Below are 15010 nucleotides of genomic sequence, written 5' to 3'. Positions count from 1 at the left end.
AAAGGGAGAAAAACGATGATTGTTTTAATTACCGGAGCTTCTCATACAGGAAAAACGCTCTTGGCCCAGCAATTACTGGAGAAATACCACTATCCTTATTTGTCGCTGGATTTACTCAAGATGGGACTAATTCGCAGTGGAAATACAGAATTAACACCAGAAGATGATGAGGAACTGAAGGATTATCTTTGGCCGATTGCTTGTGAAATGATCAAGACCGCAATTGAGAATCAGCAGCATCTAATTGTTGAAGGCCTGTATATTCCCTTTGACTGGGAGCAGGATTTTGCTGCAGATTATTTAACTGAGATAGAATTTTATTGTTTAATTATGAGTGAAGCCTATATTGAGCAGCATTTTGATGATATAAAGCAATATGCCAATGCTATTGAGCAGCGGCTGGACGATTCTGCTTTGACAAAAACTTCGGTACTTGAAGAGAATGCGTATTATTTGGCGATGTGTCAGCAACACAAATGCAACTTTCTGCTGATTGACGACAGCTATCAATTGGAGATTGAACGATAAGAAAGACAGGATCTGATGTAAAATTCAGATCCTGTCTTTTTTCTGTTGGATTTCATGAGTACAGAGAAGGCAAAAATCTCTATAAGGAAGATTTTTTTAGAATGAGATGAAATTTATTTCATCGTAAGAAATAAAAACAAAAAAGTGTTGACTTTTTTCAGGAAGGGCATTATGCTTTATTTAAGAAATAAATTTCTGATTGAGAAATAAATTTCAATGAAAGGAGTAAAAAATGAATATTCTATTTACAGCCGAATATGATGAATTCCTTATCGAAGAAGTGAAAGAGTTGGGGAACGTGAATATCCAGGGATGGGCTAAGGGGATTGGGAAACTCTCCGAGGAAGAATTACTTCCATTGGTTGGCAATGTGGAGGTGATTGTAACTAGCTACGATGATATTACTAAAGCAATTATCGATGCGGCCCCAAACTTAAAACTCATCTTTTGTACCAGAGCAACACCGGTCAATGTGGATGTTGCATATGCACGAGAGAAAGAAATCAAAGTTCTATTCACACCGGGAAGGAATTCTGATTCTACTGCAGAACTGACAATTGGTCTGATGTTATCAATTGCCCGAAACATTCCTTTTGCCCATGAACAGCTCAAAAAAGGAAATTACACCAGAAGCAGCGATACAGATAATCAAGCAAAAGAAGGTTTGAAACGAGATGTAGTCTGGGGTGTTGGGCCTCAAAGTCCTTATGTTGTCTTTAAAGGGGGAGAGCTGAAGGGCAGAACTTTAGGGATTATCGGTTATGGAAGTATCGGTCGAAGAGTAGCTTCCATTGCACGTGGCTTCGGGATGCGGATTCTGGTTTTTGATCCTTATGTTTCAAACATAGATGTGGACACCTTGCTTACAGAAAAGGTCGGGATCGATGAATTATTGACGGAATCAGATTTTATCTCAGTTCATTTGAAGGTTTCAAAGGAGACGGAAAATTTCATTGATAAGTCTGCTTTTGCAAAAATGAAAGAGTCAGCCTATTTTATCAACTGCTCAAGAGCAGCGGTGGTGAATGAAATGGATTTAATCGAGGCATTGAGAATGAAGCAAATTGCTGGTGCTGGTTTGGATGTTTTTTCGACAGAGCCGATTCCAGAGAAGCATCCATTTATTCAGGAACTGGATAATGTGGTGATTACGCCGCATATTGCTGGAGCAACTACTGATGTCTTAACGAACCATACGAAGATGATCATCCAAGAATTAGATCGGTTTAAAAAAGAAGAGCCACTTCTTTATGAATATAAATAGTAGGAGGAGAACATGAGAAATTTCCAGTATTACAGTCCAACGAAAGTAATTTTTGGCAGAGGACAGTATTCTTGCTTAGGGGAAAATGCTCGTCAGTTCGGCCAACGAGCGTTATTAGTCGAGATCGAAGGGCCACTAAAGGAGCTAGGTGTTTTCCAACAAGCAATTGATTCGATGAAAGCAAAAGGCATGACAGTTTTTGAGCTAGGCGGTGTAACAGCGAACCCTCATTTGACTGTGGTTGATGAAGGAATCAAGTTAGCCAAAGAAAAAAAGGTGGATGTGATTGTAGCGGTTGGCGGAGGAAGTTCAATTGATACGGCAAAGGCGATTAGTCTTGGTGCAGCAAGTAAGACAGATATTTGGGACTATTTCACAGCGAGCAAGCAAGCGAGAGAAAAAAAGCCGGTCATAGCAGTTTCGACAATTGCTGCTTCGGGATCTGAAATGAGCTGCCATTGTATTTTGACGAATGATCGCAGCGCGAACAAAGCGGATTGGAAAAAGTGGGCGCTGCATGATGAACTATTATTTCCAGAAATTGCGATCGTAGACGCTGAACTGGTGAAGACCGTTCCTAAACGTCTAACGGCAGCGGGAATGGCAGATATTAATTCTCACGTTCTAGAAGGCTATTTCGACGATCAAGTGACGAATAATGACTTGGGCGATTATTTAGCTGAGAGTGTGGTATGTACGATTTTAGAAAATGATAGCGTTTTAGAAAAATTAGATGATATCGATGCCCGCGAGAATATCAGCTGGGCAGCAACCTTGGCGATGAATGGGATCGTTGATTGCGGACGAGATATGAAAGGATTTCCTTGCCATTGGATTCAGCATGCGGTAGGAGCAATGACCAACTCCTCTCATGGTGAAGGTCTTGCCGTAATTGAACCAGCCTGGTTGAAAAATGAGCTTAGGAAAGATCCGAAAAAATTTCTTCGTTTCAATCAAAACGTCCTGCATCTAGAACGCCGAGACGCGATGAGTGATGAAGAATATGCGGAAGCCGGCATTAATTATTTGAGAAAAATCTATGATGATTGGGGTTTGCCTTCCACTTTAAGAGAGCTAGGTGTAACGAAAGCAATGATCCCTAAAATTATCGAAGAGATCATGAACAACAATGAAGCCTATGAATTTGATCCAAAAGATATCCAAATAACTTTAGAAAGTTGCTATTAAAAAGGAGAGCTGAAAAAAAATGATGGAAAAAGAAAAAGAGCAAATTGTTGAGTATGGAAAAAAACTGATTACAAGTGGTTTGACGGCAGGAACTGGAGGGAATATCAGTATCTACAATCCTGAAGAAAACTTGATGGCGATCAGTCCAAGCGGAATCGACTATTTTGAAACGAAAGTTGAAAATGTCGTAATCATGGATCTGGATGGAAATATAGTAGAAGGTACGTGTAAACCTTCCAGCGAATGGTCCATGCATATGATTTATTATCAAAAGCGAGGAGAAGAAATTCGAGCTGTGGTACATTCTCACTCGACCTACAGTACTGTACTAGCCATTTGTGGAATGGACTTGCCAGCAACAGATTATCAGGTAGCAATTGCTGGTGGCAACAATGTTCGTTGTGCAAACTATGCGACTTTTGGTACACCAGAATTAGCTGAAGTATCTTTTGAAGCAATGAAAGACCGTTATGCCTGTTTCTTAGCCAACCATGGATTATTAGCTTGTGGTCCTTCCATTGAACAAACATTTGCCGTTGCTGAAGAAGTTGAGCGCTTGGCGGGCTTACATTACATGGCGTGTACACTAGGGAAACCGATGGTATTAGATGATCAAGAGATGGAATTAATGATCGAAAAATTCAAAACCTATGGACAGGTACAACCTGTAAGTTAAAAGACATTTGTAAAACTTCCATGCACAGGGTAAAATGAATTGAAATTAATTTCATGGGAGGAAATAAAAAATGGAACAAGATCAGTTGGAACTAATGAAGGTCGTAACAGAAAAATACTATTATCAAAACATTAATCAGGCACAAATCGCGACAGAATTGAATTTATCTAAGCCGACCGTTTCTCGATTGTTGAAAAAGGCAAAAAAAGATGGGTACATCAAAGTAGAATTGAATTTTCCTACGACGTACCAGCAAAGCCTTGGAGATCAATTAGCCGATACCTTTAATCTTCGAAAAGCCTATGTTTATGATACGCAATTGACGAATAAGAATTTGATTATCGAAGAGATGTCTGATCAAGTTTCTTTGTTTCTTGATGGATTAATCCAGGCTGGGCAAACAATTGGGTTGGCTTGGGGGCGTACACTGCACGAGCTCTCGGAAAACATCAAAGGAAGCGAGAAGCAGCAAACGAAGGTCATTCAAATTACAGGGGCTGCCGCAAGGAATAGTTTGGTGACGAATAGTGAGGCGATCGTCATCAATTTTTCAAAGTGTTATGGCTCGGAGTGGTTCCAGCTGCCGGTTCCTGCATTTGTTGATTCGGAAGAAATCGCGTTAGCATTAAAGAAAGATAGTCAAATCAAGAATGTGTTGGATACGTTTAAAGAAATTGATGTCGCTTTGTTCAGTGTCGGTGAAATCCACAAGAATGCGATTGCTGTAGAAGCTGGCTATTTTGGAGAAGCGGATTACCTCGATTTATTAGAAAAAGGGGTAGTCGGTGATATCGTTGGAACCTTCCTAGATAGTAACGGGAATGTCCTTGAGCTTGGCCTGTCGAAACGACATATCGGAATCAGCGCACAGCAATTACGCGAAATTAAGAGCAAAGTTTGTGTAGCGATCGGTGCGGAGAAGAAAGACATCCTGAGAGCTGCTTTAAGGGGTGGCTATATTGATTATTTGTTTACAGATACCGTAACGGCGAAGGAGATATTGATGTGATAAAGGTATTTCTTCCGATAAATTTGTTGAAGGGGATAGATTAAGGAGGAAAGAGATGGATGTGGATTCAAAAAAATTTGTTTCGGAAATTTTTATTTCCTTGGATGTCACTAAAAAGAATTTGATCGAACTCTATCAAGATGTTGGACAGGAGTTATTTGAAAGAGGATTCGTGACAGCAGACTATGGCAAACAACTATGCATGCGAGAAAAAGATTTCCCCACGGGTTTAGTTACAAAATTCGGGAATGTAGCAATTCCTCATACAGATGCAAAATATGTAAAAAAGCCTTTCATTTATGCAATCCGCTTAATAGAAGATGTAGAGACGTATCGGATGGATCAGCCAGAGATAGCAATTCCAGTAAAATTACTATTTGTCCTTGGTTTTACGAAAAGTGAGGATCAATTGGTGTTATTGACAAAAATGATGCAGACATTGAATAATGAAACTATCTCTAATCAATTCAAACAAGTGGATTCCCCAAAAATATTCAAAGAAGTGTTGAAACAACAACTATAGGGAGGTATAAAAAAATGAAAGCTGTAAAAGTTTTATCAGTATGTGGTTCGGGAACAGTAACAAGCTCAATGGTAGCTAATAAAGTGAAGGACATGCTAAAAGAACGTGGCTATTCTTCGACAACCGTGGAATCAAATCCTGGTAGTGTAGAGACTAACTTAGATACAGGTGGATTTGACTTAATCGTTTTTACTAGCCCACTGAAGAAAAAGGACTATGGGATACCTGTTATTAATGCGATTGCTTTGATTACTGGTATGGGTGAAGAAGAGTTTGAAGAAGAGTTGGATGCATTTGTAGCAAATCTTTAAAAGGAGGAGTCCACTTTGGATAATGTGTTAGGGGTATTAACAAAAATTATGGAAGCGTTCGGCCCATCAGTGGTTGTTCCTTTTGTCCTGTTCTTTATTGCATTGGCTCTGAAGGTTCCTGTGAAGAAAGCATTCAATTCCGCGTTAAGTGCTGGAATCGGATTGACCGGGTTTAATATGATTATTACGGCGTTCACGCCGATTGTGACTCCAGTGGTAACACGAATGGTAGAAGACACGGGGATCAATTTACGAATTTTAGACGTAGGTTGGCAAGCGGCCAGCGTAGTTGCCTACTCAACAGAAGTTGGGATGCTCTTTTTAATTATTGGATTAGCACTTCAAACAATCCTATTTTTGACGAAGTTTACCAATATTTTTATGCCATCAGATTTATGGAATAATTGGCAATTTATGTTGTGGGGTTCGATGGTCTATTTGACAACAAGAAATCTTTGGCTAGCGATGGGCTTAATGATTTTACAGAATTTATATGTTTTAGTCTTTTGTGAAACGATTGCCAAACGATGGTCGAAATTCTACGGTTATCCTCGGACAGTGATCGTTGCACCCTTGATGGCGTGTACTGTTCCCTATGCAATCGTCATGGATAAGTTATTGAACTTGCTTAAGCTGGATAAAGTAAAATTGAATCCAGAATATCTTGAGAGTAAGTTAGGTTTCTTGGGAGAACCGGCTTCATTAGGTTTTATTTTAGGCACAATTTTAGGCTTTTTTGGAAATCTTACCCGATTAGGGGAGTTAAATGCTTGGGGTGAAATGTTAATCTTAGGGATATCCATGGCAGCTGTGATGTCAATTTTTCCAAAAATCGCAGGAATTTTCGCAGGAGCCTTCTCAGCAATCACCGATGCGTCACGAAAAGCAACGAAATCTGGTAATAAAGGTCGTATCTGGTATTTGGGAGTCAATGATGCTGTCGGATACGGTGAGCCTTCTACACTGCTAACTGGGATGCTATTGATCCCAATCATGCTGGTAATTGCGATCTTTTTACCGGGAAATCAGGTTTTACCAATGGTAGATTTAATTGCGATTCCTTACGTGATTCAAATGATCATGTCCGTTTCCAAAGGCAATATTGCCAAAGGACTGATTTCAGGAGCGATCTATTTCTCAATCGGCCTTTTGACAATCACTGCGGTAGCTCCAACATTTACCCAAGTCGCTATCCAAACGGGTGTTTCAATTCCGGCAGGTGCAATGCTGATCTGTTCCTTTGCAAATATGAGCAATCCGATCTTTGCTCTCTTGTTTTTTGCCTTTAATTCGCAAAGTCCGCTATTGATTGGCCTTTCTGTTGCCGTATATCTGGGACTGTTGTTCGTTACTAAAACTAGAAAAAATCAACTTGAGGATTACTTAGAGCAAAGCAATGTTGAAGTTAAAGCTGATACAGCGATTTAACTGTGATGCTAGGAGGCCGTGACATAACTCTCTAGAAAAAGCCATTGGAATGACGGGAATCCCCTGTTCATTCCAATGGCTTTTTAGGTGAAATAATAGAGTAAAGGTAGCAGTTTTTACTCTATTTCTAATCCTTGAAAAGAATCTTTAGTCATTTTTTTAGATTACTGACGTCACAGCCTTTTACTTTTTGTCGTCATCAGGCAGCTGATTGTTTAGGTCCGTACGTACAATTAAGACATCGCAGCTGGCGTTGCGGATGACGTATTCAGAAACTGAACCGATAAACAACCGTTCTACGGCATTTAGTCCAGTTGCACCCAGCATGATCAAATCAATATCATTTTCTTCAGGGATTTGAGTAGCAATCATCAATTTTGGTGCTCCGTATTCGATTACCTTAGAAATATTTTCACAGCCAGCATTTTTGGCATACTTCTCGTAATCGTTTAAGGTTTGTTTGGCCATTTCAGTTGCTTGTTCGGCCAAGACATTGTCAAAGGAAGAAACCGTTTGGAAAGCGCGGGTGTCAATTACATGAGCCAGCAAAAGCTCCGCATCGTTTCTTTTGGCAACATTGACAGCTTTTTTGAAGGCAAGCTCTGCTTCAGATGAGCCATCGACAGCGGTCATAATTTTTGTATATTGTTGTTCCATTTTCCTCAGCTCCTTTTCTACCTATATTTTAAAACATTTTGGCGTAAAATCATATCTTTAAGAGGATTTCGTTTTTTGAGCCAACTGAATACTGAATAATGCAGCAAATAAAATGACTGCAATCAGGTAAATCATTGAAGGGGTGGAGTGATTAATAATAGCAATAAAAAAACCAATAATCCCTAATGCGGCATATAGAAGTCCATAGTGGCGCAAAAAACGTTTGCTGGCTTCTTTTTTTGACAATAGCATCAGCAAGCCGTCAGATTTTTGAATTAAATAATAGCTGCAAATCAGTAATAAAATCGACATTGCTATCATCAGTAAACGAATCATCATTTTTTCCTCCTAAATACAATAAAAAGCAATTTGCATATGCAAATTGCTTTCATCCAAAAGAATGGAAAACTCCGTCGATGCCGTTATTTACCCGATAGTATTGATCCCGCAAATTCAAGCAGGTGGGTTCCATGGTCTAAGCCTCGAACTACCAAATGATAAGGCTTGTTACCAGCTTTGACACAAGACAGATCCCAATATATCAATAAAAATGTTCGGTCAACACTGAAATGGGCAACGCGCACATCACAGAATTTTCAACTCAATCATAGCATAGTCATTCGTAAGACGCAATCAAACAAATCTGGAATTTGAAATCTTCATGTTTTTCAATGCGTCTTTCTTTATGTTCTTATTGTAGTCGATAAGTAATAGAATTGTCAAAATAATTGTTCCTATTTTTTCTTTTTCCATTCCTGAATTCGATGGTATTGCTGCCCCAAGGCTTGTTCGTATTTGCCCGTGGTTTTGGGCTCATAATAATGAGCGTTTTTCAACTTATCTGGCAAGTACTGCTGATCTACCCAAGCATTTTCAAAGCTGTGAGGGTATTGGTAATCAATTCCTCGACCCAAGTCTTTAGCACCCTTGTAATGACTGTCCCGTAAATGATCGGGCACGTCGCCGGCCTTACCAGTTTGAATATCAGAAATCGCGGCATCCAGCGCTACGTAGGCGGAATTGGACTTAGGCGACAAACATAGATCAACAACTGCATTGGCTAAAGGAATTCGGGCTTCCGGAAAGCCCAGTTTTTCAGCGGCTTGAACTGCTTGAACCGTTCGTGCGGCTGCAGGTGGATTGGCTAATCCAATGTCTTCATACCCCATCACCATCAAACGCCGGCAAATAATTGGCAAATCACCAGCTTCGACAAGTCGACCCAAATAGTGCAGGGCGGCATCTACATCACTGCCGCGAACCGATTTTTGAAAGGCGGAGATTACATCATAATGAGCATCGCCATCCTTGTCGTGAGTCAGTGCTTTGCGTTGCACACATTCTTCGATGATGGGCAAGGTTAAATGAATCTGACCTTCAGCGTTTTCTGGTGTTGATTTGGTAGCTAGTTCCAGTCCATTCAAGGCACTTCGCAAATCGCCATTGGTAGCTTGCGACAAAAAGCGTAAAGCTTCTTCATCTAATTCGACTGGATAAGAACCTAAACCACGTTCTTCATCCGTTAAGGCCGCTTTGACAGCCAGCTGGATGTCTTCTTCGGATAGAGGTTTTACTTCAAAAATTTGTGTCCGGCTGCGGATCGCCGGGTTAATTGTAATATAAGGATTCTCGGTGGTAGCACCGATCATGATAATTCGGCCGCTTTCCAAATGAGGCAGCAAAAAATCCTGCTTCGTTTTATCTAAACGATGGACTTCATCTAATAGTAAAATGACAGTGCCGCTCATTTTGGCTTCTTCTGCGACAATCTGCAAATCCTTTTTCGTGTCTGTAGCGGCATTCAGCATGCGAAAGGCATAGTTGGTGGAACCGGCAATCGCGCTGGCAATACTGGTTTTTCCAGTACCCGGTGGTCCATACAAGATCATTGAGGAAAGCATTCGAGCTTCTACCATCCGGCGAATAATTTTTCCCGGACCAACCAGCTGCTGCTGGCCGACGACTTCATCTAGGTTGCGGGGGCGCATGCGATAAGCTAATGGTTGCTGCATGGTGTCCCTCCTTTTTTAAGAATCAATCCACGATTGCTCATGGATTGGGAATGTATGTTCTATTATACCATTTTTTTCTGATAAATTATAGGAATCTGAAAGGGTGAACGTGGTATCTAGCCTTATTATTGTGTATGATGGAAGAGGTGAATTAGATGAAAAAAACAATCGAATTTTTTAACACACATACGACGGAAGAAGTGGCCGAATTTTTGTTGGGAATGTACGTGGAGCATGAGACGCCGCAAGGAAATTTAGGTGGCTACATTGTCGATTGCGAGGCTTACTTAGGACCGGATGACGAGGCGGCCCACAGCTATGGCATGCGGGATACACCAAGAGTTCATGCCATGTACCAAGAACCAGGAACTATTTATCTTTACACGATGCACACACATTTAATTTTAAATATGATTACCCAACCAAAGGGCACCCCGCAGGGAGTAATGATTCGGGGAATCGAACCGGCCGAGGGACTGGAAATAATGAGCCGCAATCGTGGAGGTCAAACGGGCGCCGCCATTAGTGATGGACCAGGTAAGCTGGTGCAGGCGATGGGAATTAATCGCGAGCTGTATGGTGAATCAATTTTTACCAGTGCTTTGCATTTAGTTCCAGAAAAACGTCGCTACCCGCGAGAAGTAGAACGTGTGCCGCGGATTGGCATTCCGAATAAAGGAATTTGGACCGATTTACCGTTGCGCTTTACGGTGAAGGGCAACCCTTACCTATCCAAACAAAGAAAAAGTCAAGTCATGGCGGATCATGGCTGGCAATAAAAAACGAATAAAATGGAAGAACGAATGGAGACTTATACATGGCAAAAGAAACAATCATCACCTATTTAGATGCCTACTTAGGCAAAAAAATTCCCGATTATGAATTAAATTTAGATTGGGATACCCGTAATCGTACCTTTGAGATAGCTTTTCGTTTGTATGCTGAAAACAAGCAGCAGCTGGAATTAGACGATGTGGATGGGGTTGCTTCTGAAGAAGAAGTGATCGAGTTTGAGGATGCCGTAATTCTGGTCGATCCTGAAAAATCCAAAGTTGACCCAGAGGACTATTTGGCAGTAATTCCATATGAAGGAAAAAAAGGCATGAAAAAAGCCGAACTAAAGGCAATAGTTGATTATCTGCGAGAAGTGATGGAAGACGGACAAAGTGATTTGCTGGACTTTTTAGCTGATGACAGTGAAGAAGCAGTCTTTGAATTAACTTGGTCTGACGAAGAATTTCGTAAGCATGTAAAAGGCGATGATGTGTATCTGCCTTATCCTAAATATTAAAAACAAGGAGACTGAACATGAAGTGGAATGAAGTAAAAGTGACAACGGCTAGTGAGGCGGTTGAAGCAGTAGCGAATATTTTAATGGAAGCTGGCGCTAGTGGAGTGGCCATTGAAGATGCTTTAGATATTGCTAATTACAAAGAGGATCAGTACGGGGAATTACTGGATCGTGATACCTTCACGAATTTAGAAGAAGGTGCGGCAGTTAGTGCCTATTTTCCAGAAACGATCTTTTTACCAGAAATCATGCCATTTATTAAGGACCGGATTAATTTGCTGCCGGAATTTGGCTTAGCGATTGGTAAAAATGAAATTACGGTCAGCGAAGTGGAAGAAAGCGATTGGGCGACTGCTTGGAAAAAATATTATCATCCCGTGCGAGTGACCCGCTACTTAACGATTGTACCGAGCTGGGAAACTTATGAAGCACAGTCTGCTGAGGAAAAGATTATCACCCTTGATCCGGGAATGGCCTTTGGAACAGGAACTCATCCAACCACTAATCTAACACTTCAGGCCTTGGAAACAGTGATTCGCGGTGGCGAAACTGTCTTAGATGTAGGGACTGGCTCAGGAGTGTTAAGTATTGCTTGCTCATTGATGGGGGCTAAAGAAATTCATGCTTACGATTTAGATGAAGTTGCTGTACGCTCTGCGCAAGAAAATGTAGATATGAATAAGGGAACAGAAAATATCAAAGTAGCAGCTAACGATCTATTAACGGGTGTCGAAAAATCAGCCGATATTATTGTAGCCAATATTTTAGCGGATATCATCACGTTAATGGTTCCTGATGCGTGGCGTTTGCTGAAAGCCGATGGAACCTTTATTATTTCCGGGATCATTGAGGACAAAAAAGACATGATTCTAGAAGAAATTTACAGCCAAGGCTTTGAAGTGGATCGGATTTTCCAACAAAAGGATTGGTACGCAATGATTTTGAAGAAACCAGAGGAAGATTAACATGCAGCGCTATTTTATTGATGAAGCGTATCAACCCAGCGTTCAGCTGACTGGTGAACCTCACCATCACATGCTGCGAGTGATGCGAATGACTGCTGGAGCTGCCGTTTTCTTAGTGTTTAACGATCAGACCGCTATCAAGGCTGAAATTACTGCCATTGATTCTGAAAGTGTCCAATTGAAAGAAATCGAAAAGGAGAGCTTCATCCGTGAGCTGCCAGTTAAAGTTACTCTTGCTAGTGGTCTGCCCAAGGGAGAGAAATTAGAACTGATTGTCCAAAAAGCAACGGAGTTGGGTGCCCATGAATTTTTAGCTTTTCCGGCTGACACTTCAGTAGTCAAATGGGACAACAAAAAGCAGCAAAAGAAACAGCAGCGCTTAAACAAGATTATTCAAGAAGCTGCTGAACAATCGCATCGTCAGTTTTTACCTCATCTAGCATTTTTAGCCAGTGAAAAAGAGCTGATTTCAACTTTTGCAAAGTATGATGAAGTGTTGATTGCTTATGAAGAATCGGCTAAGCAGGGAGAACAGGCGCAGCTGGTGCAAACTTTGCAAAGTGCAGCCCATGGCAGCAGGCTTCTAGTGATCTTTGGTCCAGAGGGCGGTTTTTCACCCAAAGAAATAGAAAGCTTCCAACAAGCAGGCGCAAAACTTTGCGGGTTAGGCCCTAGAATTTTACGCACGGAAACCGCTCCGTTGTACGTGATGAGTGCGGTGGGCTTTTATTACGATTTACTTAATGATTGATTGAAATGACTAAGACATGTCTGTATAATAAAAACAATTATTTCAAAATAACTATATGAATCACATTAAAGATTCCCTGCACGAAAAGTGGCCTTTACCAGGACCATCAACAAAGGAAATCAGGTTCTTTAATGGGATTCATATAATGCCAGACACGAAGAAAAAATACGTCCCGAGGAGGATGTCTGATGGCAAAAGATGTAGAACTAACTGGACCAGACGTGATTGAGCTGGTCGCAGGCTATATGAGTAAAGAGCATGTGGCGTTTGTAAAGAAGGCCTATGAATATGCTCTTGAAGCACATAAAGAACAAATCAGAAAATCTGGAGAACCTTACATTATTCATCCGATTCAGGTGGCTGGGATTCTAGCAGACTTACATATGGACCCTCATACCGTTGCAACAGGTTTTTTACATGATGTAGTGGAAGATACCGAGGTTACCTTGGAGGATCTGCAGAAAGAATTTGGTTCTGATGTTGCTTCATTGGTTGATGGGGTAACTAAATTAGGGAAGATTAAATATAAATCCCATGAAGAACAATTAGCAGAAAATCACCGAAAAATGCTGCTGGCTATGGCGCAAGATTTACGAGTAATCATGGTTAAGCTGGCGGATAGACTGCATAATATGCGCACTTTGCGTTACCTGCGGGATGACAAACAGCGGCGAATTGCCCGTGAAACCTTGGAAATCTACGCACCGTTGGCTGATCGCTTAGGGATGAGCCGGATCAAGTGGGAGCTGGAAGATACGGCACTGCGCTATTTGAATCCAAAGCAGTATTACCGAATCGTTCACCTGATGCAAAGCAAACGTGAGGAACGGGAAAGCTACGTTAAGGAAACGGTGGAAGAAATTAAGAAAGCTACCCATGAACTGGAAATTGAAGGCGATATTTATGGTCGACCGAAGCATATCTATTCCATTTACCGGAAAATGCGGGATCAAAAGAAACAGTTCGATGAAATTTATGACCTGCTGGCTATTCGAGTAATAGTTGATTCCATCAAGGATTGTTACGCTGTATTAGGGGCCATCCATACAAAATGGAAGCCAATGCCTGGCCGTTTCAAGGATTATATTGCTATGCCAAAGGCCAACATGTATCAGTCGCTGCATACCACGATTATTGGCCCAAGCGGGAATCCGGTAGAGGTGCAGATTCGAACCCATGATATGCATCAAATTGCCGAGTTCGGGGTTGCGGCTCACTGGGCCTATAAAGAAGGCAAGACAGAGAAATTAGAAGAAGGCAATGATAACAAGCAGCTGGATTGGTTCCGGGAGATTTTGGAGCTGCAGGATGAAAGCTACGATGCTTCTGAGTTTATGGAAAGTGTTAAGGGCGATATCTTCAGCGATAAAGTGTACGTGTTTACCCCTAAAGGTGATGTGACTGAGCTGCCAAAAGGTTCAGGACCATTGGACTTTGCTTTTAGCATTCATACCGACGTTGGAAACAAGACGACTGGTGCCAAGGTAAATGGCAAGATGGTTCAGCTGGATTACAAGCTGAAAAACGGGGATATCATTGAAATTATGACCTCGCCAAATTCCTTTGGACCAAGTCGTGATTGGCTAAGTATGGTGAAAACCAGCAAGGCTCGAAATAAAATCAAACGATTCTTCAAAACTCAGGACCGCGAAGAAAATATTACGAAAGGTCATGAAGCCGTAATTAAATGTCTAAACGATATGGGCTTTGTTCCAAAAGAAGTCTTAACAAAAGACAAGCTGCAAAAGGCGCTGGATAAATTCAATTTCCATAGCGAAGATGATCTATATGCCTCGATTGGTTTTGGAGAATTGAGTGCGTTAACTTTTTCTAATCGCTTGACGGAAAAAGAACGCCGGGAACAAATGAAACAGAAGAAGCAAGAAGCGGTGGACGAGCTGGTTAATCAGCCAGCCAAAAAAGAACCAGAAAAAATCAAGGTTCGCCATGAAGGCGGAATTGTCATTCAAGGAATTGATAATCTGCTGATTCGTATTAGTCACTGCTGTAACCCAGTACCAGGTGATGATATTGTCGGCTATATTACGAAAGGTCGGGGAATATCGATTCACCGTGCCGATTGTCCAAACATCACTAAGCAAAAGGACATTCAAGAACGATTGATCGAAGTAGAATGGGAAGATACGTCTAATATTAAGCAGGACTACAATGCTGACCTGGAAATTTACGGCTTTAATCGGGATGGTTTACTAAACGATATATTGAATATTGTTAGTGGAATGACTAAGCAGCTGGTTAGCGTAGAAGCCAAGCCTTCAAAAGACAAGATGGCAATGATCCGCTTAACCATCAAGATTCAAAACCTGAATCATCTCTATTCTATAGTAGATAAAATTAAAACAGTTCCCGATGTATATAGTGTGAAACGTACAAAAGGATAAGGAGG

General features: G+C 41.1%; 16 protein-coding genes and 1 other RNA gene. 13 read left to right on the top strand and 4 right to left on the bottom strand.

The window, feature by feature from the left end; genetic code table 11:
* Positions 1 to 15: 15 nt before the first annotated feature.
* The 8 genes from IGI49_RS10635 (at position 16) to IGI49_RS10600 (ending at position 6927) form a co-directional block, all read left to right on the top strand.
* A complete protein-coding gene (locus tag IGI49_RS10635; RefSeq protein WP_429964467.1) occupies positions 16 to 528 on the top strand; it encodes an adenylate kinase in 513 nt (170 codons plus the stop codon).
* 232 nt (positions 529 to 760) lie between these two features.
* Entirely contained in the window at positions 761 to 1792 is a 1032-nt protein-coding gene (locus IGI49_RS10630; protein WP_429964466.1) for a 2-hydroxyacid dehydrogenase, read from the top strand.
* A gap of 12 nt (positions 1793 to 1804) precedes the next feature.
* The gene (locus IGI49_RS10625) at positions 1805 to 2980 is read left to right on the top strand and encodes an iron-containing alcohol dehydrogenase (protein WP_429964465.1); all 1176 of its coding nucleotides are present in this window, start codon (positions 1805 to 1807) and stop codon (positions 2978 to 2980) included.
* 19 nt (positions 2981 to 2999) lie between these two features.
* Positions 3000 to 3656 carry an L-fuculose-phosphate aldolase gene (locus tag IGI49_RS10620; protein WP_429964464.1) on the top strand — a complete coding sequence of 219 codons (657 nt, stop codon included), beginning with the start codon at positions 3000 to 3002 and terminating at the stop codon, positions 3654 to 3656.
* Positions 3657 to 3726: 70 nt separating this feature from the next.
* A complete protein-coding gene (locus IGI49_RS10615) occupies positions 3727 to 4665 on the top strand; it encodes a sugar-binding transcriptional regulator (RefSeq protein ID WP_429964463.1) in 939 nt (312 codons plus the stop codon).
* Between the two features lie 55 nt (positions 4666 to 4720).
* The gene (locus IGI49_RS10610) at positions 4721 to 5188 is read left to right on the top strand and encodes a PTS sugar transporter subunit IIA (protein WP_429964462.1); all 468 of its coding nucleotides are present in this window, start codon (positions 4721 to 4723) and stop codon (positions 5186 to 5188) included.
* A gap of 14 nt (positions 5189 to 5202) precedes the next feature.
* Positions 5203 to 5499, top strand: coding sequence for a PTS sugar transporter subunit IIB (locus tag IGI49_RS10605; protein ID WP_429964461.1), 297 nt, complete (start codon positions 5203 to 5205; stop codon positions 5497 to 5499).
* A 24-nt stretch (positions 5500 to 5523) separates the two neighbouring features.
* Entirely contained in the window at positions 5524 to 6927 is a 1404-nt protein-coding gene (locus IGI49_RS10600) for a PTS galactitol transporter subunit IIC (protein ID WP_429964991.1), read from the top strand.
* Between the two features lie 183 nt (positions 6928 to 7110).
* On the opposite strand, the gene IGI49_RS10595 is transcribed toward IGI49_RS10600, so the two are convergent.
* The 4 genes from IGI49_RS10595 to IGI49_RS10580 form a co-directional block, all read right to left on the bottom strand.
* The gene (locus tag IGI49_RS10595) at positions 7111 to 7584 is read right to left on the bottom strand and encodes a universal stress protein (protein WP_207702827.1); all 474 of its coding nucleotides are present in this window, start codon (positions 7582 to 7584) and stop codon (positions 7111 to 7113) included.
* Positions 7585 to 7641: 57 nt separating this feature from the next.
* Positions 7642 to 7923, bottom strand: a complete 282-nt coding sequence (locus tag IGI49_RS10590) for a hypothetical protein (RefSeq protein ID WP_429964460.1) — start codon at positions 7921 to 7923, stop codon at positions 7642 to 7644.
* Between the two features lie 64 nt (positions 7924 to 7987).
* Positions 7988 to 8181, bottom strand: a non-coding RNA gene (gene ssrS / locus IGI49_RS10585) — 6S RNA.
* A 137-nt stretch (positions 8182 to 8318) separates the two neighbouring features.
* Positions 8319 to 9596, bottom strand: coding sequence for a replication-associated recombination protein A (locus IGI49_RS10580; protein ID WP_207702829.1), 1278 nt, complete (start codon positions 9594 to 9596; stop codon positions 8319 to 8321).
* Positions 9597 to 9751: 155 nt separating this feature from the next.
* Between IGI49_RS10580 and IGI49_RS10575 the strand changes: the two genes are divergently transcribed.
* From IGI49_RS10575 to IGI49_RS10555, 5 genes are all read left to right on the top strand, one after another.
* Positions 9752 to 10375: a DNA-3-methyladenine glycosylase gene (locus IGI49_RS10575; RefSeq protein ID WP_429964459.1), complete on the top strand. Its 624-nt coding sequence runs from the start codon at positions 9752 to 9754 to the stop codon at positions 10373 to 10375.
* A 38-nt stretch (positions 10376 to 10413) separates the two neighbouring features.
* A complete protein-coding gene (locus tag IGI49_RS10570; RefSeq protein ID WP_429964458.1) occupies positions 10414 to 10887 on the top strand; it encodes a DUF3013 family protein in 474 nt (157 codons plus the stop codon).
* 17 nt (positions 10888 to 10904) lie between these two features.
* Complete coding sequence (gene prmA / locus IGI49_RS10565) at positions 10905 to 11852, top strand: 50S ribosomal protein L11 methyltransferase (RefSeq protein ID WP_429964457.1); 948 nt, start codon at positions 10905 to 10907, stop codon at positions 11850 to 11852.
* Between the two features lies 1 nt (position 11853).
* Positions 11854 to 12603 carry a 16S rRNA (uracil(1498)-N(3))-methyltransferase gene (locus IGI49_RS10560; protein WP_429964456.1) on the top strand — a complete coding sequence of 250 codons (750 nt, stop codon included), beginning with the start codon at positions 11854 to 11856 and terminating at the stop codon, positions 12601 to 12603.
* A 188-nt stretch (positions 12604 to 12791) separates the two neighbouring features.
* Entirely contained in the window at positions 12792 to 15005 is a 2214-nt protein-coding gene (locus IGI49_RS10555; protein ID WP_429964455.1) for a RelA/SpoT family protein, read from the top strand.
* Positions 15006 to 15010: the final 5 nt, after the last annotated feature.

This window comes from Enterococcus sp. AZ071 (assembly GCF_050499065.1).
In the GTDB taxonomy this organism is placed as follows: domain Bacteria; phylum Bacillota; class Bacilli; order Lactobacillales; family Enterococcaceae; genus Enterococcus_A; species Enterococcus_A ferrettii.
The sequence above is the reverse complement of the archived record's forward strand: the minus strand, read 5'-3'. Positions and strand labels throughout refer to the sequence as shown.